Source organism: Neobacillus sp. K501, assembly GCF_053749995.1.
The window spans coordinates 301,206-326,795 of record NZ_JBSLYA010000001.1; the positions used below are offsets into that span (position 1 = coordinate 301,206).

A 25,590-nucleotide genomic window follows, 5' to 3' on the forward strand; every position below is an offset into this window, starting at 1 on the left:
TTTTCACCCAATTTCAAGCTCCTCCTTCGATAACTGAGAATAGGCAATTTCCTGGTAAACTCCACAGTTCCTTAATAGCTCCTGGTGGGTACCAATCCCCACTACTTCACCATCGTCCAATACCACAATTCGATCTGCATCCTTTATGGTACCAATACGTTGTCCAACAATTAATGTAGTGGCATCTTGTGTTTCTTTTTTAAGCACTGACCGCAATACTTGATCCGTCTTATAATCTAGTGCTGAAAAAGAATCATCGAAAATATAAATTTCGGGTTGTCGATAAACCGCACGCGCAATTGATAATCTTTGTTTCTGTCCACCGGAAATATTGGTACCACCTTGGGCTATCGCTGCATCATATTGATTATCCATTTTTTCAACAAATTCTGACCCTTGCGCTATTTCCACTGCCCTTTTAATAGCCGTTTCCTGGGATGAATTTTTTCCACTCTTACCATAAGCTACATTGGACGAAACCGTGCCGCTGAACAATACAGCTTTTTGAGAGACATAACCAAGCTTATTTCTTAATGACTGCTGGAGATAATTTTTCACATTCACACCATCCACCAATACTTCCCCTTCTGTTGCATCATAGTATCGAGGAATTAGGTTAAGCAGTGAGCTCTTACCACTGCCGGTTGAACCTATGAAGGCTACTGTTTCTCCTTTTTTTGCAGTAAAGCTTACATTGCGGAGAATATAATCTGCCGCATCTGGATATTTAAAACTTACATTGCGGAATTCCACTTCGCCGGAGTGAGCATTCTCCCCTTCTGTTAAATTCCCATCCATGATTTTGGACTCGGTTTCTAGAACCTCATTGATTCGTTTGGCGGAAACTGAAGCCCTTGGCAGCATGAAAAAAACGAAGGAAAGCATTATAAAAGCCATAATAACCTGCATGGCATAGGATGAGAAAACAACCATATCCGAAAACAAGGATAATCGATTTGGTAAAGTAGCATCATTAATCAAGTAGGCACCTATCCAATAGATAGCTAGACTCATACCTGACATAATGACTCCCATTGTTGGCATCATAATCGCCATTGTTCGCATTGTGAATAGATTCGTCTGTGTCAGTTCGCTATTTGCTTTTTCAAATTTTGTTTCTTGGTATTCACCCGCATTGTAGGCATGAACAACCCTTATACCAGCTAAGTTTTCCCTCGACACTCGATTCAAGTTATCGGTTAAACTTTGAATGATTTTAAATTTGGGCAAAGCAACAAAAACTAGGATTGTTAACATTAATATCAGGAAGGCAACAGCAATTCCAGTTGCTGCTGTCCATTGCCAGCTTTTCCCCATAATTTTAAAGATTGCCCAAACAGCCAAAATCGGTGCCTTTACAATTACCTGCAGCCCCATTGCAATAAGCAATTGAATCTGTGTGATATCATTTGTTGAGCGTGTGATCAAACTAGGCGTTGAAAATCCATTGATTTCTTCCATCGAAAAAGACATTGTCTTTTCGAATACCATTGCTCGCAGCCGTACTGAAAATCCAGCTGCTACCTTTGCTGCAAAGTAACCCACAATAATTGACGCGATCATACTACCAATCGCACACAAAAGCATATAACCGCCATTGAGCAGAACATCGCTCATTTTACTTCCTTCTGTCTGGACGAGCATGGTAATATCATGCATGTAATCAGGCAGTTTTAAATCAAGATACACCTGCGTTACGATGAATACTAAGCTGTAAAAAATAAATAGCCAGTCTTTTTTCTGAAGGTGTTTAAAAATTCTCAGCATAAATAGCCCTCCCTAAGGTTTTACTAATAATCTAATAGTGTTAGATATTCCTTACTGATCATGCAGCCTTTTTTTCATGCCCGCATCATCATCACTCATCTTCTGTTGTGATTTCCGTAATCCTTTTAATAATTCGAACAAATTCCTTGGCATCTTGTTCACCTAGTTTTTTTAAGGTATTCTCAAGCATTGATATTGCTTCATCCTTTTCTTCCATAACGAAGCTTTTACCTGCTTCAGTGATCGTAACAATGACAATTCGTTTGTCATCCTCTTCCCTATTACGTTCAATAAATCCTTTTTTGGATAAACTGTTAAGGGCTGATGCCACCCGGGGGGTGCTGAGGAAAAGTTTTTCACTAAGTTCACCTGATGTAACTCCATTTTGAAAAAAATGAAGGAACCCTAATATTCTTCGTTCACCATGAGAAAGGTCGTCGACTTTTTTCTGAAACGGCTTTTTAGGTGACTTCATCATGCTACTCACCATTTCGTCTGCTAATGCTCTGTAATCCAAAATAATCACCTTCTGAATTTATCTAATACTATTAGATAATATATAATCTTTGAGAATGCTTGTCAATTTGGAAATATTTAATTAAATGTTCCCGTCTTAATTATTAGGATCTTTTCTTTATTATTTCATGCTAAAAGTGACTGAACCAGTACCTACGCAAAAAAAAAGCCTTGAAAAAAATTCAAGGCTTTTTTCTCAAATACTGTTGATAATCATCCTTCTAATAATAGAGAATGTGGATCCTCTAACAATTCTTTTACAGTGGCTAAAAAGCTAACTGCTTCTTTGCCGTCGACAATTCGATGATCGTAAGACAAAGCGATATACATCATTGGGCGGTTTTCCATGCGCACATCATCGATCGCTACAGGTCTTGTTTGAATTTTATGCATCCCTAGGATACCTACCTGAGGGCTGTTCAAAATTGGCGTTGACATTAAAGAACCGAAAACTCCGCCATTAGTTATGGTAAATGTACCACCCTGTAAATCTTTTAAAGTTAGAGCGTTATCTCGCGCTTTTTTACCAAGATTGCTAATCTCTTGTTCAATTTCAGCAAAGTTTTTTGAATTTGCATTGCGGACCACTGGTACCACTAAACCTTCAGGGGCTGCAACGGCAATACCGATATCGTAAAACTTTTTGATAAGCAATTCATCCCCTTGAATTTCGGCATTTAAAAGCGGGTATTGTTTTAAGGCGGAAACGACCGCTTTTGTAAAGAAAGACATGAAACCTAGGCGAACACCATGCTTTTCATAAAAGAGATCCTTCCGCTGTTTGCGCAAATCCATAATCGCGGACATGTCAACTTCATTAAAAGTCGTTAACATCGCTGCAGTCTGTTGTACTTCAACCAGGCGTTTTGCAATTGTTTGACGTCGACGTGACATTTTCACACGTTCTACCGGTTTATCAAACTCTGTATCTAATGGTTGGCCAGTTGGTTTCGGACTTGCTTTTTCCGATTTAGGTTCTTCCTTTTTCACTGGGGTATTACTGTGTGCTTTCACATCTTCTGGTCGAATTCTTCCAAGCGGGTCATTGCTGCTCACCTGGTGTAAATCGATCCCCATTTCTCTTGCCATTTTTCTAGCTGCTGGTGAAGCAATTGGCCGAGTTGTTTTCGCAGTTTCTGGTTCTGGCTGGGAAACTGGTTGAATTACGGTTTCTTCTGCCGTTTTTTCTGACGCTATTTCAGGAACAGTCTCAACATTTCCTGCAACCGTGTCCTCTTCAATAATCGCGATAATATCGCCAACCTCAACCGTATCACCAGGCTCTTTTAATACCTTGGTAACTACACCTGTGTGTTCAGCATTTAATTCAATATTAACTTTGTCGGTTTCCAGTTCTACAACGCTATCCCCTTTGTTGACCTTGTCACCAATATGAATGAGCCATTGTGAAATCGTTCCCTCAGTGATGGATTCTGCGAGCTCTGGTACTTTTATTTCAAACATCTGTCATAGCCTCCTAGGAATTTTGTTGATCAATTTATACTTGTCTAGACCTTCTGATTTCGTTATCTATTATTAACGGAGTCTTTTTCTTGTTTCTGAGTAACTGTGATACTACTAGGATTCAACGCCTGTTCGATAATTTGTTCTTGTTCCTTTTTATGAACTAACGAGTCTCCTCCAGCCGTGCTTGATCGGTACTGACGCCCGATGTATCCGACTGTCTGGTTACCTGAAGCTAGATCATATAGGGTCGGTGCAATATAATGCCAAGCTCCCATATTTTTCGGCTCTTCCTGAACCCATACAATCTCCCTTAGGTTAGGGTAGCGATTTATGATGGTTTCCACTTTTTCTTTCGGGAATGGATACAATTGTTCGATGCGAACAATGTGTATTTCGTCCAAGTTTCGACCCTCTTTACCAGCATCCATTTCCACAGCCAGATCGATCGCCATCTTACCAGTCGTTAGCACTAAGCGTTTCACCTTCTCTGCTACTGTCCCAAGCTTCGGTTGTTCGACAACAGTTTGAAAATGCCCTTCGCTAAGTTCAGATCCATTAGATGATACCATTGGGTGACGAAGCAGACTCTTTGGTGTCATAATTACCAACGGACGAACGAACTCTGTTCCTAAGATAGAAGCCTGACGACGCAAGATATGAAAATATTGGGCAGCACTTGTTAAGTTAGCTACTGTCCAGTTGTTTTCAGCTGCCAATTGTAAGAAACGTTCAGGTCGGGCACTGGAGTGCTCAGGCCCCTGTCCTTCATAACCATGAGGTAATAAAAGTACCATACCTGATTTCTGTCCCCATTTTGCTCTAGCAGAGGAAACAAATTGATCAAATAATGGCTGTGCTGTATTGGCAAAGTCGCCATATTGAGCTTCCCATAGGACAAGTGTCTCAGGTGCAAATACATTATAGCCATATTCAAAACCTACTACAGCTGCTTCCGACAATGGGCTATTATGAACCGTAAACGAAGCCCGCGCTTCTTGAAGATGGTGCAATGGCGAATATGTTTCATTCGTTTCTGTGTCATGGAGCACAATGTGGCGCTGTGCATACGTTCCGCGCTCAGAATCTTGACCAGTTAAACGAATCGGCGTTCCATCTTTTAACATTGATGCCAATGCCAATACTTCGGCTACCGCCCATTCAACTTTTCCGTTCTCTTGTAATGCCGTTTCCCGGCGCTCCAATATCCGCTTTAATTTAGGATAAACCCGAAAACCCTCAGGCCATTTCAGCAATTCAGAATTTAATACACGAAGCGTTTCAAGCGGTACACTTGTTTGAAGCGGAGGAATCCCTTTGGCAATTACCCCTGGTACCCCTACTTCCACAAGGGGTTCACCCTGCTTCTTCTCTGAAACTTTGTCATACTCGGCTTTCAGTAAATCTTGGACTGTGCGATTAATTTGCTCAACATCAATTTGATTTACAACGCCTTTGTTCTGCAATAATTGGGAATATAAAGCTCTGACCGTCGGATGTTTTCCGATTTTTTTATACACCTGTGGCTGAGTAACCGCTGGGTCATCCATTTCGTTATGACCAAAACGTCGGTATCCAACTAAATCAATTAAGAAATCCTTTTGAAAACGCGTACGATATTGATACGCTAGTCGAATTGCGGCCATACATGCCTCTGGGTCATCCGCATTGACATGGACAATCGGAATCTCAAATCCCTTAGCTAAATCACTCGAGTATCTTGTAGAACGAGAATCATGGCTATCCGTCGTAAAGCCAACCATATTGTTGGCAATAATATGAATAGTTCCACCAGTCCGATACCCTTTTAATCCACCCAAATTCAATGTTTCTGCAACAATTCCCTGTCCAGGAAAGGCGGCATCACCATGGACTAAAATCGCAAATGCTTTTGACACATCCTGCTCAGGGTAACCAGCTTTTTGCCGTTCCTCTTGAGCCGCTCTTGTAAATCCTTCGACCACGGGGTTGACGAATTCAAGGTGGCTCGGATTATTGGCGAGAGTAACGCGAGTCCTTACCGCGTTATTTCCTTCTATGAATCGATTACGACCCAAATGGTATTTGACATCTCCTGTCCAGCCTTCACTGATGTCTACTAAATCAGCTGATGGCCCTTGTTGTTTTGCAGAAGAATGCAGAAACTCTGAGAATATCTTACTGTATGGTTTATTTAAAACATGCGCAAGGACACTTAAGCGACCGCGATGCGCCATACCAATCAGGACATTGCGTGTTCCTTCGCCGACACCTTGGTGCACTGCTTCATCTAGCATCGGTACAAGCATATCTACACCTTCAATGGAGAAGCGCTTTTGACCGACAAAGATTTTATGCAAGAATTGCTCAAATCCTTCTACCTCAGTTAACCGCTGTAACAAATTCGTTTGTTCTTCTTTAGTTAAGGAGCCGTATACAGAACCCCTCTCCACCATCTCCTGTAACCATTTTCTTTCTTCCATATCCTGTACATGGCTAAATTCATAAGCTAGTTTGGAGGAGTAAATACTCTTTAAATGATTCATAGCATCCCAAGCACTTGCAATGCCGTCCGGTGAATTCTCCCATACCCATCGAGCTGGAATCGCTTTCAAATCATGTTCAGTTAATCCTTGTTTTTCAAGATTGTACAACTCATGATTTTTTTCATTTTCTTCCAAAGGATTTATTTTTGCTGCTACATGTCCATGTGAGCGTATTGTATCGAGCAGTCTTACTACATTCATAACTTTTGTTATATTAGCAGAATAATCTAGTGTGGTTTCCTTTTTGATTGTTTCTATCTTATTTTCTGACTCAAATGATAACAAAGGTGAGCCCCATTTAAGGAACAGTTCTTTTAGTTCAGGATCAACGGTGTCATCACCGCTAGTGTACCGCTCATATTGTTCTATTACATAACCAAGGTTTGGACCATTAAAATTTCTCCATGGATTTGGCATGTTATACTCCACTCCCATTTCAATACCCCCAAGTTTGAGATTCTCATATGTTAATTTGGATAATAAAATCAAATATTATTAATTGCTCAATCTTAAGGATAATGTAATAATTGAAATAAATAAAATGATAAAAAATTATATTAAACTATAAAAATTATTTATAACAGATAGATGGGTGGAACAATGGATTATCGTGATTGGGAAATACTGAAGGAACTATATCATCAAAAGAATCTAACGAAAACGGCCCGATTATTATTTCTTACCCAGCCGGCATTGACGAGCCGATTAAAGCATATGCAGGAAGAGCTAGGTGTTAAGATCGTAACCCGTGAAAGCCGAGGAGTGCATTTTACCCCAGAAGGAGAATACCTTGTCCAGTGTGCAGAAGAGGCTCTCGCTCATTATCAAAGGATAAAAGAAAATGTCCAAAATATGAGTAATAAAGAAAAGAATGAAGTAGTTGGTACATTGAAATTGGGGGTATCCAATTTTTTCGCAAATTATGAACTCCCCTATCTTTTGAAACTTTTTAAAAAGCAATATCCCCATGTAGAATTTAAAGTGATTACAGGATGGAGCAGAGATGTAACCCAACTGATTCACAATAAAGATGTTCATATCGGTTTTGTTAGAGGCGACTATGGCTGGAGGGGGTTAGCGACGCACCAATTATTTGAGGAAAATATTTGTATTGCTTCAAACGAGAAGTTTGATATGGTGGATCTCCCTCGTCTCCCGAGAATCGAATATCGAGGGGATTACTTATTAAAATCTATCATCGATCATTGGTGGGCTGAAAATTATGCACAAGCGCCTTTTATCAGTATTGAAGTCGATCAAGTGGATACATGTAAGGAAATGGTTATAAATGGTCTAGGTTATGGGATCTTGTCCAACAGGGTACTATCTGGGATAGAGGACTTATACAAAGTTAATTTAACGGATCAAGCAGGAAATCCTATATTGCGAAGAACGTGGATGTACTATCATAAGGATTCCCTGGAATGGAATGTCGTAAGGGCATTTGTCCAATTCATTGAAAATTTTGATTGGAAGAATAATTAATTTAAAAATTCAACCATTTTCTGAACAAAACTGCTATTGCACTAAAACAGAGGAAAAACCCTTGTCATCACAAGGGTTTTTCTGTTTATTTAACAATCCCCATGCTTATTCAGATGCAATGGGGGCGGAATGAGCCATCCCTTTTCTTTGTTTAAACGAAGTACTTTTGCACCTAGTGCTGCTTTTTGTGTATGGAACTGACCAAACATCATCGCTACATCTTCTCGAATTGACTTCCCAATCACTTGACTACATGCGACGAGTCCAGCAGCGATATCTGCCGAAAGTGTAGCAGCTACCGCTGGATCTGGAATCCTTGCTCCTACAGGAATATCCTCTAAACATGCTTCAGGAGGCTCAGGCGATGCAGGAGGCAGGCCAACTCCATTTTCTTTTAATAATTCTTCCACTTGTTTCTTTTCTTGCTGACAAATTTCAACCGCTTCAACTAGTAACTTTTTTAAATCAGCATCACCTGCATGATTGATCATCGTTTGATAACCAGCAATCATACTATTGCCAGCTAAAACAGAAGCCCAAAGATCAAAAACCTCACCATAATGTAATGGCTCTTCCTTAGGATTTCCACTTAAAATTCCCATAGTTACCCTCCTTAGGTTGTAGGAAAATTTATTCATACACAGTGCCACCTTTCCTCAAGCACAAATATATTTTCTCCGTTCGACTCCCTAATTATTGAAGTTTTATTAATAATTTTTTCGTACAGGAAATTACGAATTATTTGGACTAGGGTTTGGATTCCCCTCATAAAATGTACAGGTTGTTACGACGAGTGAAGTGGAGTGATTTTTTGAGCATACCCATTTTGGTTAGTTACATCATTTTAGGATTCACATTAGCCGCTCCAATTGGTCCCGTTAATTCTGCACGATTAGATAAGGGGATAAAAAATGGCTTCTGGCATGCATGGATCGTAGGAGTTGGATCTATGATTGCTGATGGAATCTTCATGCTAATGGTTTATTTAGGAATGGTTCAATTTCTTACTATCCCGATTGTGCAAATTTTTCTTTGGCTATTTGGTGGATTTATTCTTATTTATACAGGATTCGAAAGTATAAAAAATTCAAATACCATTACCCTATCCCAAAGTAGAACAAAGGAGTCATTGTTTAAGTGCTTTATTACTGGTTTTATTATGTCGATTACCAGTCCATTATCGATTCTTTTTTGGTTAGGGATTTATGGCTCTGTCTTAGCTAAAACGGTACAAACAAACGGAACTGAATCACTATTAATTTACAGTAGTATGATTTTTCTAGGGCTAACCTTTTGGGATATATTGGTTGCAGCACTTACTACAGGATTCCGAAAACTTCTAAATGTAAAAAGTTTAATCCTAATATCCATTGTTTCTGGAGTTTCATTGATCCTTTTCGGCTTATATTTTGGATATCAAGGTATGACATCACTTTTGGGTTAATCCACAAAACAAAAAGGATGGACACTTGGATTGTCCCATCCTTCTTAATTCTATAATTAGGAATTTAAATCATGTAAACCCGGGCTATGTTCGTTTGGCATTTCTGGCAATACCGGTACAGGAAAACCATTTGGAGGTGGTACTACTTGTAGTGTACCTCCATTTCTGCTTGGGGTTTCACCTTGGAAAATTTGACCGATAAGTGTTTCATCCAGTCTAAAGTTGAATTGTGCATTATGAAAGCCCATTTCAACATATTTTCGACATTCAGGATATTTATTTATATCGTAATTAGGAACTGGGAAAAGTTTCGCCCAATTAACCCCTAATGTTTCTAATGCTTTTGCGAAAGCATTTTGATGGGCATTATCCCGAACTATCAAGAAAGCAAGAGTTTCTCTAAACGTTTTATTGGAACTCATTTCATAAATTCGTGATTTTTGTAAAACACCTGTAGACTCTAACACAAGATTATCCAATAAGTCACTTATTAAGTTTCCATGGCTATAAACATAATTACCATTCCAAGGAAGACCTGCTGCATCAACAGGAAGGGAACTTTGTGCCCCCATAATAAAATGGTGCGGATTTGCGTGTTTGATTGCTTCTTCTAATGGTGCACCAGTAAAACCTTCAGCCCCTACCGCATCTTCTCCTGAACCATTTAACAGCTGATTAATAGTTGTTTGAACAAGTTCTACATGGCTTATTTCCTCTAGAAAAACACCTCTAATCAAATCTCGATACTGCTTTTGGTTTCCACGAAAGTTGGAGCTTTGAAAGAAAAATTGCATCATCGTTCGCATTTCACCAAATCTTCCACCTAACGTTTCTTGGAGCACCTTGGCGGCCGCTGGGTCTGGTTTATCAGGAACAATCATATTAATTAGGTCTTCTCTATAAAAATACATTCTTTTTCCTCCTTAAAATTCCTTACCTTCTATCTTTTGCTAAAGAAATTTCCTTTATCCAATTTCTTCATTCCTCAATAACCATCCAAATGCCTACCTCATACAGTAAATTGAGGAGGTGGTATGATGGATTCAGCTGGAGCATTTTTGCAGGAGATGTTGATCCTATATGGAATAGCCATTCTAGGCTATATCGTGAGAAAGAAAGGTATCTTAAATGACAACGCTAACGACGTATTAACACAACTGATCCTTACTGTTACTTTACCCGCCATGATTTTGTTCTCTTTAGATATTTCGTTTTCGTTTACCATCGTAAAAGATTTTTTGTGGCTTATTTTGATGTCTGCGTATATCCTTGGACTCTCTATTTTTATTGCTAGCTGGATGAGAAGGCGCTCTAAACTTCCAGAAAAACAAAAATGCGTCTATGAGGGCCTCACGATTTTTGGTAATCAAGGCTTTATCGGTTACGCTGTAAGTTATGTACTACTTGGTGAACAAGGAATTGTCTATCTAACCATCTTTAACTTATGTTATTTAATCCTCATATGGACTTATGGAATTTATCTTTTTAATAAAAGGAAAGTAACCGTAAGTTGGAAAAGTATTTTTCTTAATCCAGGAATACTATCCACCTTAAGCGGTTTGGTCATATTTTTACTTCCCATCCGTTTGCCAGAGATGATTTCCACAGGTTTAGAATCCATCGGTAAAATGACCATTCCCCTTTCAATGATGATGATTGGAATATTAATTGCAAACGTAAAAATGAAAGAGGCCTTTATTTTTATGAAAAATATCTACCTTTGGAAATCTGCCTTTGTCAAGTTGCTCCTTATTCCCATTCTGCTACTTCCATTCGCTGGATTGTCTGTACCATTTCCACTAATCACCATTGCTGTGCTGGTTTCAGGGATGCCTTCAGCCCCTACGATTTCCCTGTATTCACAAAAATATGGTGCTGATACTGCTTTTTCATCTTTTGGTGTCCTATTAACTACCCTTTTATGTGTTTTTAGCATTCCATTTCTTTACATGCTCTTAAATTTTTTCAGGTTTTAAACCCTAAAAGGATCGTTTAAGAACCTACCATTCCACCATCGAACTTGAGGTTCTTTTTACTCCTCGGATTGAGGATATATCTTCTATTAACTTATGCATAGCAAGATTCTTCTGTTTTGCTTCTATCATAATATCAAAGTCCTGGTTCACTATTTTAGCCATATTCAAAAATGGAAGAATGAACTCGATTGAAACAAAATCAGCATGGGAACGAAAGGCTTGTTCTGATTTAGGTGAGGAAATATGGACTTTAGGAATAGCTTCAAAAAAATCCCATGTTTTAAAAATACGTTCTAAGAACCGTGGAAGATCAACTTCCCCTTTATTCGCCATATAATGATGATAATCAAGTATCATCGGGACCTTTTCCTTTTCACACGCAAGGAGCGTTTCTTCGACATTATAAGTCTTATCATCATTTTCAAGCGTCATCTTGCTTTTAATCTCGTTTGGAAGCATTTTTAAATTATGGTGAAATCGCTCTATTGAATTCTCTTTATCACCATAAGCTCCTCCAATATGGATATTAATAAATCCATTATCGAGAACATTCATAGCCTCAAGCATCTTATAATGATATTCCATATCTTTCACTGCGTTAACGGTCACTTCTTCTCGGGGGCTTGTGAACAAGGTAAACTGATTGGGGTGAAAGCTTGGTCGAATCTGATGATTTCGAACCAATTGACCTAGCTTTTCCCATTCACTTTTAAACGGAGTAACAAAATCCCACATTACTTCTGGATGAGTGGCTAACGGCACTAAGGAGCTTGAAAACCGATATAATTTTATTTCATGGGCGATATTATAATGCAAAATTCTTATTGTATGATGTATATTTTCAGCGGTTACAGCTTTTAACTTTTCCATACGCTCATTTTTAGGAAGAGCTGCATACCTTGTAAACGTTAGTGATTTTGAAGGACTCGCATCCCATAAGCTTAATGCATTCGCCACATACCCAAAACGAATTTTCATTAATTGACAGTGCCACCTTTCCTGAAGCACATTTATTTTTTCCCACGGTTTCTTTCAATATTACGGTTACATAAATAAAGACCATCTCTTTGTATCGATGGTCTTCTTCTCTAATACTAATTTACGTTTATTGATCGGCTGGATTGCTATTAGCCAATCCTTTGGCGTTGGGATCGACAGTGTTTCCACCGTAATCAGGGACATGACTGGCATGCTCTTTATGATATTGAGTGCCTGATCCTTGTTGATATTTACCTTTTTGATTTTTATTACTTGGTTGATTAGCCATGTCATCATTCTCCTTTACCTTGTTTAATTAAGCTGTTTAAATATCTGTTGATTTCCATTCCAGCATTCACACAGCCTTATATTAAATGATTAGTATATTAACATCACAGGTATTTATCTTTCCCATGGTCAGTTTACATTATGTGAAATACTCTATTTTCGCTTGAGGGAAAAATTTATTGATGTAGTCACCTAGAGTATCCTTTATATCTTCTTGCTCCTGATCGGTATATACAAACTTGCCGATACCATATTTCCCCCACTTCCATTTCCGCTTGGATTCATCAAGTTCTAATTTAGTCATTGGATAATTTTTCTCAATCACTCTTTTCGCAGGTTTGGTAAAACGATGTTGGATCAATTCAAAAGTTAAGTCTTGTTTCGCTGAATGGGGAAGCTTAGATTCTAACTGCTCAAACATAACTTTATACCCTTCTTTCCACCCTTCATGAAGGTAGATCGGTGCAATAATAAAACCTAAGGGGTATCCTGCGTCAGCTACCTTTCCAGCTGCTTCAATCCTTTCATGCTGTCTCGATGTTCCTGGTTCAAATGTTTTAATAATATAATCATCATTCATACTAAAGCGAAATCGCGTCCGTCCGTTATGCTTGGCGTCAAGCAAATGGTCGACATGCGCAAATTTTGTGACAAAACGGAGGTTCCCAAATTCTGATTGTCCAAAAAATTCAATAGCTTTTTTTAATGTATGGGTCAAATGGTCAACACCGACAATATCTGAGGTACAGGAAGCCTCAAATCTAGTTGTTTCCGGTGCCCGCTCCTTCATATATTTTTCAGCTGCGTCAAAAATATCCTCAATGTTTACATATGTACGGATATAAGGTTTACTGCCCATAGTTGTTTGCAAGTAACAGTAATGACAATGCCCCATACAACCTGTAACAAAAGGTATGGCATATTCTGCGGATGGCTTGGATGTATCGAACTTTAACGTTTTCCTCACGCCGATCACCAATGTCGATTTTGCAATTCGATAACGCTGAAGGTCCGTATCGCCTGGTAAATTGCGAATCTGATTATGCGAGGTGGTTTCTCTAACTTCAATTCCCATATCTTTAAATTTTTTCATTAGTTCTTTTCCAAGTGGATACTCTAAGGCCGCTGGTTCAACATAAACGAGTTGGGGGACAAATGGCTTAACCATATTGTTCCTCTATTTCAGTTAAGCCAAAGGCTTCCTGATAGGCATTTTCAGCCTCGGATACGGTCGAGAATACCGCTACTTCATCCGTTAAGGGATAATAGGTTTCATATATAAAAAGGGCCAATTGATTTGGTGACTCAGGATTTTGAACAACAGCTGCTTCTTGTACATTTGCTACGTCTTGGGCATGCGGATTCCGTATGATCACATATACGATTTGTCCCTGCTGGTAGGATTGGTACATATCCATCTACAATAAATCCTCCTTTACGACATATTTACAAAGAACATTGTCGAACGAATAATATTCGAAATCTTCTAATTAATTGGTATAATCATCCTAGTAAAATTTTACATAAAGATGCAAATTACTAGAGAAAAAGAGAGGTCGGAATGATGAAAAATACCTTTTTTGTTGCTGTATGTGTTACCATTACGATCGCCTTAGTGTTCGCTTGGACTCAACGGTGGTCCTATGGACCTAAGCAGACGTCGAAGGATAACGACACAAACATTATCCTATCCCATAAAAAAGATCATTGGGCGAAACAAGATTGGCTAGTCATCAATGGTGTTGATGGCAGTAAGACTTATTACGGCACTGAAAACCCAGTTCCAAATGAAGATGAAAAGTCTAAAGCCAATACAATCCGTGATCTATTCACTTATGCTTGGGCTGGATTGACACTACTGTTCCTTTTACTGAGTATCGTGGGCTTACTAAACATCTTCAGAAACTCTCCTCTTCAAGCTTCTAATATCCAAAAGGATCTAAAAGTCCGGCTCTAGTGAGACGGACCCTATATGGTATCAAAAACCCCTCTCAAAGGGGTTTTTGACTTTTTTTACTTTCCAATAAACATTTGTGTCCAGTGATGGCCCGTTTTTTCATAACCAACACCAATATGAGTAAAATTACCACTTAAAATATTTTTTCGATGTCCCTCACTATTCATCCACGCATTTACGACTTCTTGTGGAGTTCGTTGACCTTGAGCGATGTTTTCCCCGGCTGATTTATAGGACACTCCAAAATCCCTCATCATGTCAAATGGAGATCCGTACGTTGGACTAGTATGTGAGAAATAATTATTTTGCTGCATATCGACTGATTTCTTTTGTGCTACACTATTTAATTGCGCATCTGCCTTTAATGCAGGCAGACCATTTTTGCTTCGCTGCGCATTTGTTAAATCTATAACCTGTTGTACAAAGTTATTGACATCCCCTGTGGCAGGAGCTGGTGCTGCTGGCTTTGGTGCAGGAGCTGCCGGTTTCGGCGCCGGTGCTGCTGGTGCAGGAGCAGCAGGCTTCGGTGCCGGTGTTGCTGGTGCTGGTGCCGGTGTTGCTGGTTGCTGAGGAGTTGGTGCCAGTCCTATCTGTTGCTGCTGATTTGGCACTTGCCCAGGGACTCCTATCTGTAACCGAACTCCAGATCTAGGATCAATTCGAACAAATTGATACTTGGCATCTTGAATTAATACCGCCCTCGTGTGCGGATACTTATTACTATTAATCGTCGTATTAGAGGCGGAGATGTTCATATCATTATTATTGATTCTGTTTGCTCGCTTATTATCACGGTTCCAATCGAAATCTCGATCGTTGTTTACATTAAATAACCCGCGATGACCATTTCGATCATTATTTAGATCCACTCGATCATTGCGATCATTGTTAAGATATCGATCGCGATTATTATTTACATTGGTAATTACTCGATCTCGACGGTTGTTATTATTACGGTCGATGTCACTGTCATTATTATCATTATTCGTATAATCCTCTGTCAGTGGACCATTATGGTCTATACCGTCATCTCTTCCGTTACCAACATTCATAATATTGTTATTACGATCTATTCTGGCGGTACGATCACCATTAGCTGCATTATCCGCATCATTATTACATGCCGCAAGTCCAAGTGATAAAACAGCTGTCAAAACAAAACTAAAAGGCTTCTTTATCAAATTGATTACCTCCTTGCAAAAATACAAAATGTTTTTGCCTCCTTATTTTTAATTTTTTTCAAAAAAATAATGATGGAAAATAAACGCATAATCGGGAAAACAAAAAGCATTCGGCAATATTTGCCGAATGCTTTTCTGGATATATGTGAAGCCTATTTTTAAAAAGCATAACTACAGGACCATTTGTTTATTCTATAAACGTAGTTCAAAGATGAAAGGAGCTCAAATCATGCCAACGAATCCGGTTCCAATTCCTACTCCGCCGCGTGCTATAACTACAAAAGACTTGCTCTATATAAAAGATGTGTTATCTTGGCAGCTTTTAGCACTTAAAAAATTCCACTTTTTTGCACAGCAAGTGAAAAATCCAGAAATTAAACAAGCCCTCGATAATATGGGGAAGATGCATCAGAATCATTTCCAGAGGTTGCTCCCTCATTTACAGGTGGATAACAACAGTGTTTTAGCAAGCTTACCTAAACCGCAACAGTCACAGCAGCAAGGTTAATTTGACCAGGAGGCAGAAACTATGCAAAATCAGAATAACAATCAAATCGCCAATCCCCAAACTGGAGAATTACCAACAGTAAAAGGGCCAGATATGAATGATCGAGACTTTTTAAATGATGGCCTAAGTACTTGTAAATATATAACAGACAGTTTAAATATTGCCATCCGCGAGGCAAGCCACCAACAGTTGCATTCAGACTTATTGCAAATCTTATCCGAAACACATCAAAGCTGCCGCGCGCTTTATAACTTAATGTTTCAGCATGGCTGGTATAAGCTTGAAGCAGAAGAACAACAAAAAATCGATCAAGCTTATCAGCAGTTTAACGGATATTCCTCGCAATTTCCCTACTAATGTATGTAGAAAGATGACCCTGCGTGGCCATCTTTCTACCAATTAATTCAAAAATATTATTCAGGAAGTATCAGGCTCAATCTCCCTTCTTATTTAATTTCCGTTTTATTTTACGGTACAGACGATAGCCTTTTCTGACATTGTCGACAATGAAAAAAGGAATGGGTGGGTGATATTTATAAAGAAAAGGCCGATATATCTTTTCATAGGCTTTCTTCAAATCTGTCCACTTTCGACATACACCCTCCTTATAAAAATCAGACACATCAACGATATACCCCCGTCCATTAGACATCGCTACATTTTTCCCATGTATATCATATGGATTCAAACCAACTGACCTTGCATAGGCAATTCCCTCATCAATATCATCCATCACGGATTGCGGAATTTGAATTCCTTTTATGACCGCATCGAACAATGTGATCCCCTCAATCCTTCTTAAAATTAAATAATTTTCCCCGTAGTCAATTAGCGATGAAAAGGTTGGATGATTGCCTAGTTTTTTATAAACTTCAATTTCCTCTTTTATTGCCTCAGGACTCCGTCCGTACACCTTTACTACCCATTTAGGATTAGACTCATGTGAAAAAACACCAGCATAATTACCGCTCCCGATTGTTTTCCAAGTCGTTGATTCATTTTTAACAATAATCGGATCAAAAGGACTTTCCATTGATAATTGAATATGGGGTAGTAATTCTTTTCCGATCAATTTGATATACTTTTCAATTTGCATTTGCACACCTCAGCATTAAATCTAAAAATTACTTTATTTTATTATACAGCCGTTGTACACTAAAATTTGAAATAATTTTCAGTATTTAGACATAATTCCTGAAATATTTATTGTAGAGGTGAAACCATGAATTTCCCACTTTTAGAAACAAAGCGGCTAAAGTTGGTAGAGATAACCCATAATCACGCGAATAGCTTATATGAAATTCTATCACGAGAAGAAGTTACAAAGTACTATGGAACGGACCATTTCCGTTCACTCGGTGAAGCGATAAAGTTGATTGATATGTTTCAAAAGAATTTCTTTGAAAAACGTGGAATACGCTGGGGCATGGTTTTAAAAGAAAATTATAAACTCGTTGGGACAGTTGGGCTAAATGGTTTACAGTTAAAAAATATGCGGGCAGAAATTGGATATGAATTACACCCTGATTATTGGAGAAAGGGATATACGTTGGAAGCCATATTAGAGGTGTTACGCTTTAGTTACACAGAATTAGAATTAAATCGTATTGGTGCTGTCGTCTATCCAGAAAATACACCATCTGTTGCCCTCCTAGAAAAAATGGGGTTCAAAAAAGAAGGATTATTACGTGACTATATGTTTCAAAACAACAATTTCCATGACACTTATGTATTATCTTTACTTAAAGAAGAATGGCTAAAAAGCCAGGGTTAAACCCCCTGGCTGGTCATTCCTCAAAATAATTTCTAAATTTTTTGGGGTCCTTCGTTTCTTCACTATGATAGTAAGGGTTATTTTCTGTGGCATTTTTCGGATCAAGATTTGTTTTGATCACTAAATGAGGGCCAGCAGTATTTTCTGCTATAATTCGGTCGTTTAGTTGATCAAAATCAGGCATTTTATGACTACCAGGTTGCTTTGGTTCCATGAATCAAACACCTCCTAACACTAGGGTGTTATACTTTTTGGTGTTTGATGCATCATTCTCATTAAAAAGAAAACTAGGAAGTGGAAACTTCCTAGTTTGTTTATTCTTCTTCGACGCCTAGTAAGAAATCTGGATTTAAATCCTCGAATTCTTCATCGTCAACATCAAAGCCCCAGTCATCATCATCATCACGGCAACCCTTTGGATTAACGGCTACACATACTTTTGTTTCACCGATTACTTCCACAAGGAATTCCCTTTCAACATGGACAATGATACGGTTCCCATTTGGGGAAATGACTGCTTCACAACAATTTGGCTGCTGCAACACGCGGGCACAAATTTCATTGTCATCTAAGCAATCATCGTCACGGTATTTTAACTTAATGACATCAGTATATTGAACACGTTCAGTCACAACTTCTGTTTTCGTGTTATCGTTAAAAGAGTACCAAACGTTGATGTCATAAGATCCGTGTATCTCTACTGTCTTGCCGACTTTTTTCGCGTTGTATTTATGGTTGATAATCCAACAGCCAAGGATGCTGGATGGACTATGTGCAGGGCTAATCGTATGATTGGACTGGGTGAATTTACGCCCTTTCGCAACTACGGCCTTTGTAATTATCTCTCTGTATTCTCCCATTTCGCGCGAAACCTCCTCATTCATTTTCAATTCATCCTATGCATTTTTTTAGACTAGTGTGCGATATTTTCTGTGAATATTGGATAAATGTTTATTGATAGTTCAGTTTATGCGGAATTTATAGGTATGTTCCTAGTAGGCAAGTATTTCGTTGATTCGGGGATAAGATAAATAAAGAAAAGCGGAAGACCCTAGGCGCTGAAGCTAGGCAATAAGAAAGCCAGGCTGCAATTAGCCTGGCTGAAGTAATTAATGCTCGTGATCGCAATCATCATGACCGGCACATGACCCGCCATTTTTAAGGCTGGCGCCTGTTTCACCGCGCAAAACATCTCCGCCAGTTGATTCAAGAATATCATCGGTAACTTTATTGGAAATGGTTGTTGCAATGAGTTGTAACAATTCATTTACTTCTAATTGTGACTGCTTAAACTCTTGAACAACAGGAATATCATCTAATTCTTCTTCAATAGAAGAAATCTTGGCTTCCACTTTTTTTAAGGCTTCAGGTTTTCCATAATGCTGTAAATTAACAGCTTGCTTTTGTAGACCCTTAATATCTGATATTAATGTACTAACCTTTTGGTTATCATGAATTTGAGCTTCTGCTCGCTTGAAAAAATCTACTTCCTCAGTTTCAGCAATCATGCCTGCTAATTCTATAGCGCGTGCGACGATATCGTCTTTTGTATACTTCGCCACTTTACTTCACCTCTATTGTTTCTAGTTCTTCCACCATTTCTCCGTTTAATGACCATGTTTTTGCATCAGTAATTTTCACTTTTACAATCTTACCAATCGCTGATTTTGGTGCCCTGAAGTTAACAAGCTTATTTCTAGATGTATAACCTGCTAGTACATCAGGGTTGTTCTTGCTTTCCCCTTCAACAAGCACTTCAACAATTTGGCCTTCATGTTTTTTCATCGCCTCTAAAGATAGTTCATTTACAAGAGCGTTCAAGCGTTGCAAACGTTCTTTCTTTACTTCCATTGGAACATTATCCTCCATTTTTGCCGCAGGTGTGCCTTCGCGTGGAGAATAGATAAAGGTATATGCAAGTTCATATCCAACTTCGCGATACAAGGACATCGTTTCTTCAAACTGCTCATCCGTTTCGTTCGGATAACCAACAATAATATCGGTTGTTAACGCAACGTTTGGAATCGCCGCTTTAATTTTACGAACTAGCTCTAAATACTGTTCTCTTGTATATTTACGAGCCATTATTTTCAAGACATCCGTGGAACCTGATTGAACAGGAAGGTGAATATGATCCATTAAATTGCCGCCCTTAGCCAGAACTTCAATTAAATGGTCATCAAAGTCACGTGGATGACTAGTCGTAAAACGGATACGCGGGATATCAATCTTGCGTAACTCATCCATCAAATCGCCAAGACCGTACTGGCTATCTTCAAAATCTTTGCCGTAAGCATTTACGTTTTGGCCAAGAAGAGTCACTTCCTGATAACCTTGTGCCGCTAAATGACGGACTTCTTGAATAATTTCCTCTGGACGACGACTGCGTTCCTTCCCACGTGTAAATGGAACAATACAATACGTACAGAATTTATCACAGCCGTACATAATGTTCACCCATGCTTTAATATTCCCACGGCGTACCTTCGGAAGGTTTTCAATAACGTCACCTTCTTTGGACCAAACTTCAACAACCATTTCCTTTGACATATAAGCTTCATGCAAGATGTTTGGAAGTCTATGAATATTATGTGTACCAAAAATAATATCGACCTGTTGGTATGTTTTTAGAATTTTATTAACAACGGATTCCTCTTGAGACATACAGCCGCATACACCTAATAGCAGATCAGGCTTTTCTAATTTTAACGCTTTTAGATGGCCAAGTTCACCAAATACTTTATTTTCAGCGTTCTCACGAATCGCACATGTATTTAAAAGAATGACATTGGCATCCTCTGTATTATCAGTAGGCTCATAACCCAATGCTAAGAAAATTCCTGCCATAACTTCTGTATCATGTTCATTCATTTGACAGCCATACGTACGGATATAAAACTTTCGACCTTCACCCATGCCACGAAATTCTTCTGGAATGGCGAAGTCGTTGTGGTATTTAACTTCTTCTTTCCCACGCTTTTTTGCATCTTTTAAAGAAGGCGCCGTGATGACTTGCTCAAAGTACTTGCTATAATCCTTGGCGGATTTTTTGTCCGAAGAATTAGCAGCCTTTGTTTGTTGACCTTCTAAGCGTTGATTTTCGTTCAAGTAAAAAAACTCCTTTCAGTCCATTTCCTTAGTAATGTCTATTTATGTTCACTATGTCAATATTTACCTGTGCAAACAAAGACATGAAAACGCTCAATCTGCACATTATTATAGTATAAAGGTTAATAGACATGAAAACAATAGATAATAGCCGATGGACTACCACTACAACCGCTTTTGGGATAATCCAATACATAAAAAAAAGACACCTATTCCTACATTTTACAGGGGTTTTATATAAATTTATGTGAAAGACATCACGTTTTGGAATATAAAAACCCCCGCGGTATTAACCACGGGGATTGATTTTACATAAATTCGCCAACTAATTTATCAAAGTATGCTTGATCAAGATTAAGTTCAGCTTTTGCTAATGGAGAATCTGAGTATCCATTAATTAATTCCTGATAAGATTGACGTTCAGTGTTTTGATAAATGAGTCCTGTTACTAGACCATTATGCTGCATTAATGTCTGCATAGCCAGTTCTCGATTTGATGAATCATAACCTTCAACATCACTTAGCTTCGTAAGATTTTCTTTAAACCAGTCATAAGTGTTTACCTTATTATAGGTTACACATGGGCTAAATACGTTGATTAAAGAAAACCCTTTATGATTAAGACCAGCTTCAATTAAAGCCGTAAGATCTTTTAAATCAGTTGAAAAGCTTTGTGCGACAAATGTTGCACCCGCTGTCAAAGCCATTTCCATTGGAGAAATTGCCTGCTCTACTGAGCCCATTGGCGTAGACTTTGTTTTGAAGCCTGCAGCAGAACGCGGTGATGTTTGTCCTTTTGTTAAACCATAAATTTGGTTATCCATTACAATGTAGGTAATATCAATGTTACGACGAATCGCATGTATGGTATGTCCCATCCCGATTGCAAAACCGTCTCCGTCACCACCAGAGGCAATGACTGTTAAATCACGGTTGGCCATTTTAACACCTTGTGCAATTGGTAAAGAACGTCCATGAATTCCGTGGAAGCCATAAGAGTTGATATAACCAGAGATACGACCAGAACAGCCAATACCTGAAATAACAGCTAAGTTTTCAGGTTCAAGACCTACATTTGCTGCCGCACGTTGCATTGCCGCTTGTACAGAGAAGTCGCCACAGCCAGGGCACCAGTTCGGTTTAACATTATTTCTAAAGTCTTTAAAAGTGGCCATTTAGAACAACTCCTTACATTTTGTATATACTTCGTGTGGTAGGAATGGATTTCCATCATATTTTACATGTTTAATAATCTTTTCAGCATGTCCAACATTCATTTTCATAATATTCGCCAATTGACCAGTCGCGTTGTTCTCTACAACTACTACCTTCTTAGCTGAACGAACGAGCGGAAGAACTTCGTCAGTTGGGAATGGGTGAATCAAGCGAATATGCGCATGGTTTACTTTTAAACCATCGCTTTCTAAACGAACCATAGCTTCTTCAATGGCACCGCGAGTTGAGTTAAAACCTACCAATAAAATATCAGCCTCTTCATGCTTAATATTTTTATGAACAGGTGTGTTAAAACGAATATTTTCAACTTTACGGAAACGCTTATCCATCTGTGCAATACGGTTAGCAGCAGATTCTGAAGGTTTCCCAGTTTCATCGTGTTCTACACCAGTTACATGGTGAATTCCATTTTTCATACCAGGAATCACACGTGGTGAAACACCATCTTCTGTTACTTCATATCGTTTGAAATATCCTTTGTTTTCAATTTCAGGAATTTCATCGGTTACAAGCTTTCCGCGTCTGATTTCAACATTTTCAAAATTAAGTGGTTCCACTGTTTGTTTACCTAATGACAACTGTAAGTCAGATAAGACAATAACAGGGCATTGGTATTCTTCAGCTAAGTTAAACGCTTCGGCAGTATCGTAGAATGCCTCTTGGACAGTACTTGGAGCCATTACAATCTTTGGAATTTCTCCATGTGTTCCATAAATCATTGCCATTAAATCGGATTGTTCTTGCTTAGTTGGTAATCCAGTAGATGGACCGCCACGTTGCGTATCAACGATGACAAGAGGTGTTTCTGTAATGCCAGAAAGACCGATAGCTTCCATTTTCAAGGATAATCCAGGGCCCGCTGAAGCTGTAAGTGCACGAACACCACCATAGCTTGCGCCAATAGCCATTGTACAAGCTGCGATTTCATCCTCTGTTTGAATTACCGCTCCGCCAAGTGGTGGAAGTTCTTTTATTAAATATTCCATTATTTCAGAAGCAGGTGTAATTGGGTATGCAGCCATAAAACGGCATCCTGCAGCAAGTGCACCTAATGCAATTGCATCATTACCAATCATGAACATACGTTTTTTGCCATCCGCTTTTTCAAGCTCCATGACTTGTACGCCTTCACCAAGTTGTTTTTTCATATAATCAAAGCCAGCTTTGATCGCTTCCATATTCTTTGCAACAACCTGTTCGCCTTTACGGCCGAAAATCTCTTGAACTACTTCTTCAAAGACCGTAATATCCAAGTTCAAGACAGCAGAAGTTGCACCAATTGCAACCATGTTCTTCATTAGGGAAGTCCCTAACTCAGTTGCAATTTCTGTAAATGGAACCGCATACATAGCTGCTTGAGTATCTTCAGGTTTTACAGGTGAAAACTTCGCATCAGCTAAAATAACACCATTTTGATGTAATTCTTTGTAGTTTACATCAACCGTTTCTTGGTCAAATGCAACTAAAATGTCTAGGTCATCAGAGATTGAACGAACTTGAGTCGTACTTACTCTAATTTTGTTATTGGTATGACCACCTTTAATACGAGATGAAAAGTGACGATAACCATACAAGTAATAACCGAGGCGATTTAATGCAATTGCAAATATTTCCCCAGTACTTTCAATACCTTCCCCTTGTTGTCCGCCAACTTTCCACGAAAGTTGATTGATCATGACTTACACCCCTTTGGATATGTAAAAGATATATTTAATAAATCATTTAAATTGTAGCACTTTTCCAAGTAATTCACTAGATTTTAATCTTTTAAAGCGATAAAGACTATAATAAATGAACTAATGAATATGTACTAAACGCTTACAATTCTAGACCTATAAACTTAAAAATGCAACCCTTTCAGACGAATTATTGTCTAAAATATGAATATTTTTTTATAATTAAAAAATTGACATTTTGCTTCCTGCTTCAAATAATAAAAAGAATAACGATTAATAGCGATTTAATGGGATTTCTAATAAAACTATTTAAATATTTGTCTTTAAATTTTTTATAGAAGAAAACAATAAGCTATATACCAGAATAATATTTTCCCTCATAAAAGGACATAAAAAAACCTGCTGACAATAAGCAGGTTAAATGTATGTTATCATGCTGCCCCCCCATTGGAATGAAATAAAACCTCTGTCTCTTACCGCGGTTCCACAATTAGCTTTATAGCTGTGCGTTCTTCACCGTCAATTTGAATATCGGTAAAGGCAGGGATGCAAATCAAATCAACTCCGCTAGGCGCTACAAATCCTCGTGCAATCGCTACTGCCTTAACGGCTTGATTTAATGCACCTGCACCAATTGCCTGTATTTCTGCAGCACCTCTTTCACGCAGAACTCCGGCAAGCGCACCAGCTACAGAATTAGGATTAGATTTTGCTGAAACTTTTAATATTTCCATTCCTAGCTCCTCCTTGTATAATCCCGATCCCCCGCATGAGAGTTTCATGAAAAAATCGAGTATATAAGATTCCACTGCTACTATATTCATTTTTTTAAAGACATATTCCGGCTTGGACAAAAAAACTCGCCGTATGGCGAGTTCCTAGAGAAAATAATTATGAATAAAATGGGTGATCATCATTAATTAAAATACGTTGGATTTTTTTACAGTGACCGTTTTTTCGATCTAATTCCATATAGACAGCACTTAGTTGATTGCGTCCAGCCTTAGGTACTTCAAACCGGACCGGGAGGCTTGTAAGAAATTTCGTTATCACTGCTTCTCTTTCCATCCCCAGGATTCCATCATATGGCCCTGTCATCCCTACATCTGTTAAATAGCCGGTCCCATTAGGTAACACACGGCTATCTGCTGTCTGCACATGTGTATGTGTCCCAACTACTGCAGATACTCTACCATCCAGATACCAACCCATTGCCTGTTTTTCACTCGTTGCTTCGGCATGAAAATCCACAAAGATAAACGGTGTCCTCTTTTGTGCCGTTTCCACCAATTCATCCGCTTTTTTAAAAGGACAATCTAATGGAGGCATAAAGGTTCTTCCTTGCAAATTGATAACGGCTATTTCGATATCATTTACTTTGAAAAAAGTTAGTCCATTTCCTGGCGTACCTTCAGGGAAGTTCGCAGGTCTAACCATATTTTTAGCATTTTCAATAAACTCAAAGATTTCTTTGTTATCCCACGCATGATTTCCCAGGGTAACAGCTTGGGCACCATGGCCCAAAAACTCGCGATAGATTTTTTCTGTTATTCCCCTGCCGCCTGCTGCATTTTCCCCATTAATGATTGTAAAAGTAGGACGGAATTTCTCCTTTAATTTCGGCAGATATTCTTTCACCATATCTCTGCCTGGTGAACCGACAACATCTCCAACAAATAATAAGTTCATTGTTAAACCCTTTCATAG

General features: G+C 38.6%; 26 protein-coding genes and 1 pseudogene. 7 read left to right on the forward strand and 20 right to left on the reverse strand.

Features of this window, described 5'->3' with window-relative positions; all coding sequences use genetic code 11:
• Positions 1–3: 3 nt before the first annotated feature.
• From ACWM35_RS01450 to ACWM35_RS01465, 4 genes are all read right to left on the reverse strand, one after another.
• Positions 4–1,767: an ABC transporter ATP-binding protein gene (locus tag ACWM35_RS01450; RefSeq protein WP_454814774.1), complete on the reverse strand. Its 1,764-nt coding sequence runs from the start codon at positions 1,765–1,767 to the stop codon at positions 4–6.
• A gap of 91 nt (positions 1,768–1,858) precedes the next feature.
• A complete protein-coding gene (locus tag ACWM35_RS01455) occupies positions 1,859–2,293 on the reverse strand; it encodes a MarR family winged helix-turn-helix transcriptional regulator (protein ID WP_454814776.1) in 435 nt (144 codons plus the stop codon).
• A 203-nt stretch (positions 2,294–2,496) separates the two neighbouring features.
• On the reverse strand, positions 2,497–3,747 hold the full coding sequence (gene odhB, locus ACWM35_RS01460) for a 2-oxoglutarate dehydrogenase complex dihydrolipoyllysine-residue succinyltransferase (RefSeq protein WP_454814778.1): 1,251 nt from the start codon (positions 3,745–3,747) through the stop codon (positions 2,497–2,499).
• 62 nt (positions 3,748–3,809) lie between these two features.
• Entirely contained in the window at positions 3,810–6,707 is a 2,898-nt protein-coding gene (locus ACWM35_RS01465) for a 2-oxoglutarate dehydrogenase E1 component (protein WP_454814780.1), read from the reverse strand.
• A 165-nt stretch (positions 6,708–6,872) separates the two neighbouring features.
• On the opposite strand from ACWM35_RS01465, the gene ACWM35_RS01470 reads away from it, so the two are divergent.
• Entirely contained in the window at positions 6,873–7,757 is an 885-nt protein-coding gene (locus ACWM35_RS01470; protein WP_454814782.1) for a LysR family transcriptional regulator, read from the forward strand.
• An 89-nt stretch (positions 7,758–7,846) separates the two neighbouring features.
• Here the strand turns inward: ACWM35_RS01470 and ACWM35_RS01475 are convergent, their stop codons facing one another.
• Positions 7,847–8,359, reverse strand: a complete 513-nt coding sequence (locus ACWM35_RS01475) for a DUF3231 family protein (RefSeq protein ID WP_454814784.1) — start codon at positions 8,357–8,359, stop codon at positions 7,847–7,849.
• Between the two features lie 209 nt (positions 8,360–8,568).
• Here ACWM35_RS01475 and ACWM35_RS01480 point away from each other — a divergent pair, with 209 nt between their 5' ends.
• The gene (locus tag ACWM35_RS01480) at positions 8,569–9,201 is read left to right on the forward strand and encodes a LysE family transporter (RefSeq protein WP_454814786.1); all 633 of its coding nucleotides are present in this window, start codon (positions 8,569–8,571) and stop codon (positions 9,199–9,201) included.
• Positions 9,202–9,257: 56 nt separating this feature from the next.
• Here the strand turns inward: ACWM35_RS01480 and ACWM35_RS01485 are convergent, their stop codons facing one another.
• A complete protein-coding gene (locus ACWM35_RS01485; RefSeq protein ID WP_454814788.1) occupies positions 9,258–10,112 on the reverse strand; it encodes a manganese catalase family protein in 855 nt (284 codons plus the stop codon).
• Positions 10,113–10,238: 126 nt separating this feature from the next.
• Here ACWM35_RS01485 and ACWM35_RS01490 point away from each other — a divergent pair, with 126 nt between their 5' ends.
• On the forward strand, positions 10,239–11,177 hold the full coding sequence (locus ACWM35_RS01490) for an AEC family transporter (RefSeq protein WP_454814790.1): 939 nt from the start codon (positions 10,239–10,241) through the stop codon (positions 11,175–11,177).
• 24 nt (positions 11,178–11,201) lie between these two features.
• Here ACWM35_RS01490 and uvsE read toward each other — a convergent pair whose 3' ends face one another.
• The 4 genes from uvsE to ACWM35_RS01510 form a co-directional block, all read right to left on the reverse strand.
• Positions 11,202–12,155 (reverse strand): UV DNA damage repair endonuclease UvsE, encoded by a 954-nt coding sequence (gene uvsE, locus ACWM35_RS01495; RefSeq protein WP_454814792.1) that lies wholly within the window; start codon positions 12,153–12,155, stop codon positions 11,202–11,204.
• A gap of 66 nt (positions 12,156–12,221) precedes the next feature.
• A complete protein-coding gene (locus tag ACWM35_RS01500) occupies positions 12,222–12,452 on the reverse strand; it encodes a hypothetical protein (RefSeq protein ID WP_454814794.1) in 231 nt (76 codons plus the stop codon).
• A gap of 130 nt (positions 12,453–12,582) precedes the next feature.
• Complete coding sequence (splB, locus tag ACWM35_RS01505; RefSeq protein WP_454814796.1) at positions 12,583–13,611, reverse strand: spore photoproduct lyase; 1,029 nt, start codon at positions 13,609–13,611, stop codon at positions 12,583–12,585.
• Positions 13,604–13,855 carry a transcriptional regulator SplA domain-containing protein gene (locus ACWM35_RS01510; RefSeq protein WP_454815806.1) on the reverse strand — a complete coding sequence of 84 codons (252 nt, stop codon included), beginning with the start codon at positions 13,853–13,855 and terminating at the stop codon, positions 13,604–13,606. The genes splB and ACWM35_RS01510 overlap by 8 nt, the downstream gene beginning before the upstream one ends.
• 152 nt (positions 13,856–14,007) lie before the next feature.
• On the opposite strand from ACWM35_RS01510, the gene ACWM35_RS01515 reads away from it, so the two are divergent.
• Entirely contained in the window at positions 14,008–14,400 is a 393-nt protein-coding gene (locus ACWM35_RS01515) for a hypothetical protein (RefSeq protein ID WP_454814798.1), read from the forward strand.
• A 56-nt stretch (positions 14,401–14,456) separates the two neighbouring features.
• Here the strand turns inward: ACWM35_RS01515 and ACWM35_RS01520 are convergent.
• Positions 14,457–14,822 (reverse strand): annotated as a pseudogene (locus tag ACWM35_RS01520) (CAP domain-containing protein); the annotation flags it as partial.
• A gap of 988 nt (positions 14,823–15,810) precedes the next feature.
• Here ACWM35_RS01520 and ACWM35_RS01525 point away from each other — a divergent pair.
• The gene (locus ACWM35_RS01525) at positions 15,811–16,089 is read left to right on the forward strand and encodes a ferritin-like domain-containing protein (protein ID WP_454814800.1); all 279 of its coding nucleotides are present in this window, start codon (positions 15,811–15,813) and stop codon (positions 16,087–16,089) included.
• Positions 16,090–16,110: 21 nt separating this feature from the next.
• A complete protein-coding gene (locus tag ACWM35_RS01530; RefSeq protein ID WP_454814802.1) occupies positions 16,111–16,446 on the forward strand; it encodes a spore coat protein in 336 nt (111 codons plus the stop codon).
• A 76-nt stretch (positions 16,447–16,522) separates the two neighbouring features.
• Here ACWM35_RS01530 and ACWM35_RS01535 read toward each other — a convergent pair whose 3' ends face one another.
• The gene (locus tag ACWM35_RS01535; protein ID WP_454814804.1) at positions 16,523–17,185 is read right to left on the reverse strand and encodes a serine/threonine protein kinase; all 663 of its coding nucleotides are present in this window, start codon (positions 17,183–17,185) and stop codon (positions 16,523–16,525) included.
• Positions 17,186–17,311: 126 nt separating this feature from the next.
• Here ACWM35_RS01535 and ACWM35_RS01540 point away from each other — a divergent pair, with 126 nt between their 5' ends.
• Complete coding sequence (locus ACWM35_RS01540) at positions 17,312–17,863, forward strand: GNAT family N-acetyltransferase (protein ID WP_454814806.1); 552 nt, start codon at positions 17,312–17,314, stop codon at positions 17,861–17,863.
• A 13-nt stretch (positions 17,864–17,876) separates the two neighbouring features.
• On the opposite strand, the gene ACWM35_RS01545 is transcribed toward ACWM35_RS01540, so the two are convergent.
• The 8 genes from ACWM35_RS01545 to ACWM35_RS01580 form a co-directional block, all read right to left on the reverse strand.
• Positions 17,877–18,077: a hypothetical protein gene (locus ACWM35_RS01545; protein WP_454814808.1), complete on the reverse strand. Its 201-nt coding sequence runs from the start codon at positions 18,075–18,077 to the stop codon at positions 17,877–17,879.
• 100 nt (positions 18,078–18,177) lie between these two features.
• Positions 18,178–18,723, reverse strand: a complete 546-nt coding sequence (locus ACWM35_RS01550) for an outer spore coat protein CotE (protein WP_454815808.1) — start codon at positions 18,721–18,723, stop codon at positions 18,178–18,180.
• A gap of 249 nt (positions 18,724–18,972) precedes the next feature.
• The gene (locus ACWM35_RS01555) at positions 18,973–19,425 is read right to left on the reverse strand and encodes a RicAFT regulatory complex protein RicA family protein (RefSeq protein ID WP_454814810.1); all 453 of its coding nucleotides are present in this window, start codon (positions 19,423–19,425) and stop codon (positions 18,973–18,975) included.
• 1 nt (position 19,426) lies between these two features.
• On the reverse strand, positions 19,427–20,971 hold the full coding sequence (miaB, locus tag ACWM35_RS01560; protein ID WP_454814812.1) for a tRNA (N6-isopentenyl adenosine(37)-C2)-methylthiotransferase MiaB: 1,545 nt from the start codon (positions 20,969–20,971) through the stop codon (positions 19,427–19,429).
• 308 nt (positions 20,972–21,279) lie between these two features.
• Positions 21,280–22,146 (reverse strand): 2-oxoacid:ferredoxin oxidoreductase subunit beta, encoded by an 867-nt coding sequence (locus ACWM35_RS01565; RefSeq protein WP_454814814.1) that lies wholly within the window; start codon positions 22,144–22,146, stop codon positions 21,280–21,282.
• A complete protein-coding gene (locus ACWM35_RS01570; protein ID WP_454814816.1) occupies positions 22,147–23,883 on the reverse strand; it encodes a 2-oxoacid:acceptor oxidoreductase subunit alpha in 1,737 nt (578 codons plus the stop codon).
• 473 nt (positions 23,884–24,356) lie between these two features.
• On the reverse strand, positions 24,357–24,617 hold the full coding sequence (spoVS, locus tag ACWM35_RS01575; protein WP_003181955.1) for a stage V sporulation protein SpoVS: 261 nt from the start codon (positions 24,615–24,617) through the stop codon (positions 24,357–24,359).
• Between the two features lie 157 nt (positions 24,618–24,774).
• Positions 24,775–25,572 (reverse strand): TIGR00282 family metallophosphoesterase, encoded by a 798-nt coding sequence (locus tag ACWM35_RS01580; RefSeq protein WP_454814818.1) that lies wholly within the window; start codon positions 25,570–25,572, stop codon positions 24,775–24,777.
• Positions 25,573–25,590: the final 18 nt, after the last annotated feature.

Bases quoted from the DNA above. Each gene is read 5' to 3' on its own strand.
- ACWM35_RS01450 (WP_454814774.1), bottom strand. From the start codon at position 1,767: ATGCTGAGAATTTTTAAACACCTTCAGAAAAAAGACTGGCTATTTATT.
- odhB (WP_454814778.1), bottom strand. From the start codon at position 3,747: ATGTTTGAAATAAAAGTACCAGAGCTCGCAGAATCCATCACTGAGGGA.
- ACWM35_RS01465 (WP_454814780.1), bottom strand. From the start codon at position 6,707: ATGGGAGTGGAGTATAACATGCCAAATCCATGGAGAAATTTTAATGGT.
- ACWM35_RS01470 (WP_454814782.1), top strand. From the start codon at position 6,873: ATGGATTATCGTGATTGGGAAATACTGAAGGAACTATATCATCAAAAG.
- ACWM35_RS01475 (WP_454814784.1), bottom strand. From the start codon at position 8,359: ATGGGAATTTTAAGTGGAAATCCTAAGGAAGAGCCATTACATTATGGT.
- ACWM35_RS01485 (WP_454814788.1), bottom strand. From the start codon at position 10,112: ATGTATTTTTATAGAGAAGACCTAATTAATATGATTGTTCCTGATAAA.
- ACWM35_RS01490 (WP_454814790.1), top strand. From the start codon at position 10,239: ATGGATTCAGCTGGAGCATTTTTGCAGGAGATGTTGATCCTATATGGA.
- uvsE (WP_454814792.1), bottom strand. From the start codon at position 12,155: ATGAAAATTCGTTTTGGGTATGTGGCGAATGCATTAAGCTTATGGGAT.
- ACWM35_RS01500 (WP_454814794.1), bottom strand. From the start codon at position 12,452: ATGATGACATGGCTAATCAACCAAGTAATAAAAATCAAAAAGGTAAAT.
- splB (WP_454814796.1), bottom strand. From the start codon at position 13,611: ATGGTTAAGCCATTTGTCCCCCAACTCGTTTATGTTGAACCAGCGGCC.
- ACWM35_RS01510 (WP_454815806.1), bottom strand. From the start codon at position 13,855: ATGTACCAATCCTACCAGCAGGGACAAATCGTATATGTGATCATACGG.
- ACWM35_RS01515 (WP_454814798.1), top strand. From the start codon at position 14,008: ATGAAAAATACCTTTTTTGTTGCTGTATGTGTTACCATTACGATCGCC.
- ACWM35_RS01525 (WP_454814800.1), top strand. From the start codon at position 15,811: ATGCCAACGAATCCGGTTCCAATTCCTACTCCGCCGCGTGCTATAACT.
- ACWM35_RS01530 (WP_454814802.1), top strand. From the start codon at position 16,111: ATGCAAAATCAGAATAACAATCAAATCGCCAATCCCCAAACTGGAGAA.
- ACWM35_RS01535 (WP_454814804.1), bottom strand. From the start codon at position 17,185: ATGCAAATTGAAAAGTATATCAAATTGATCGGAAAAGAATTACTACCC.
- ACWM35_RS01540 (WP_454814806.1), top strand. From the start codon at position 17,312: ATGAATTTCCCACTTTTAGAAACAAAGCGGCTAAAGTTGGTAGAGATA.
- ACWM35_RS01545 (WP_454814808.1), bottom strand. From the start codon at position 18,077: ATGGAACCAAAGCAACCTGGTAGTCATAAAATGCCTGATTTTGATCAA.
- ACWM35_RS01550 (WP_454815808.1), bottom strand. From the start codon at position 18,723: ATGGGAGAATACAGAGAGATAATTACAAAGGCCGTAGTTGCGAAAGGG.
- ACWM35_RS01565 (WP_454814814.1), bottom strand. From the start codon at position 22,146: ATGGCCACTTTTAAAGACTTTAGAAATAATGTTAAACCGAACTGGTGC.
- ACWM35_RS01570 (WP_454814816.1), bottom strand. From the start codon at position 23,883: ATGATCAATCAACTTTCGTGGAAAGTTGGCGGACAACAAGGGGAAGGT.
- spoVS (WP_003181955.1), bottom strand. From the start codon at position 24,617: ATGGAAATATTAAAAGTTTCAGCAAAATCTAATCCTAATTCTGTAGCT.
- ACWM35_RS01580 (WP_454814818.1), bottom strand. From the start codon at position 25,572: ATGAACTTATTATTTGTTGGAGATGTTGTCGGTTCACCAGGCAGAGAT.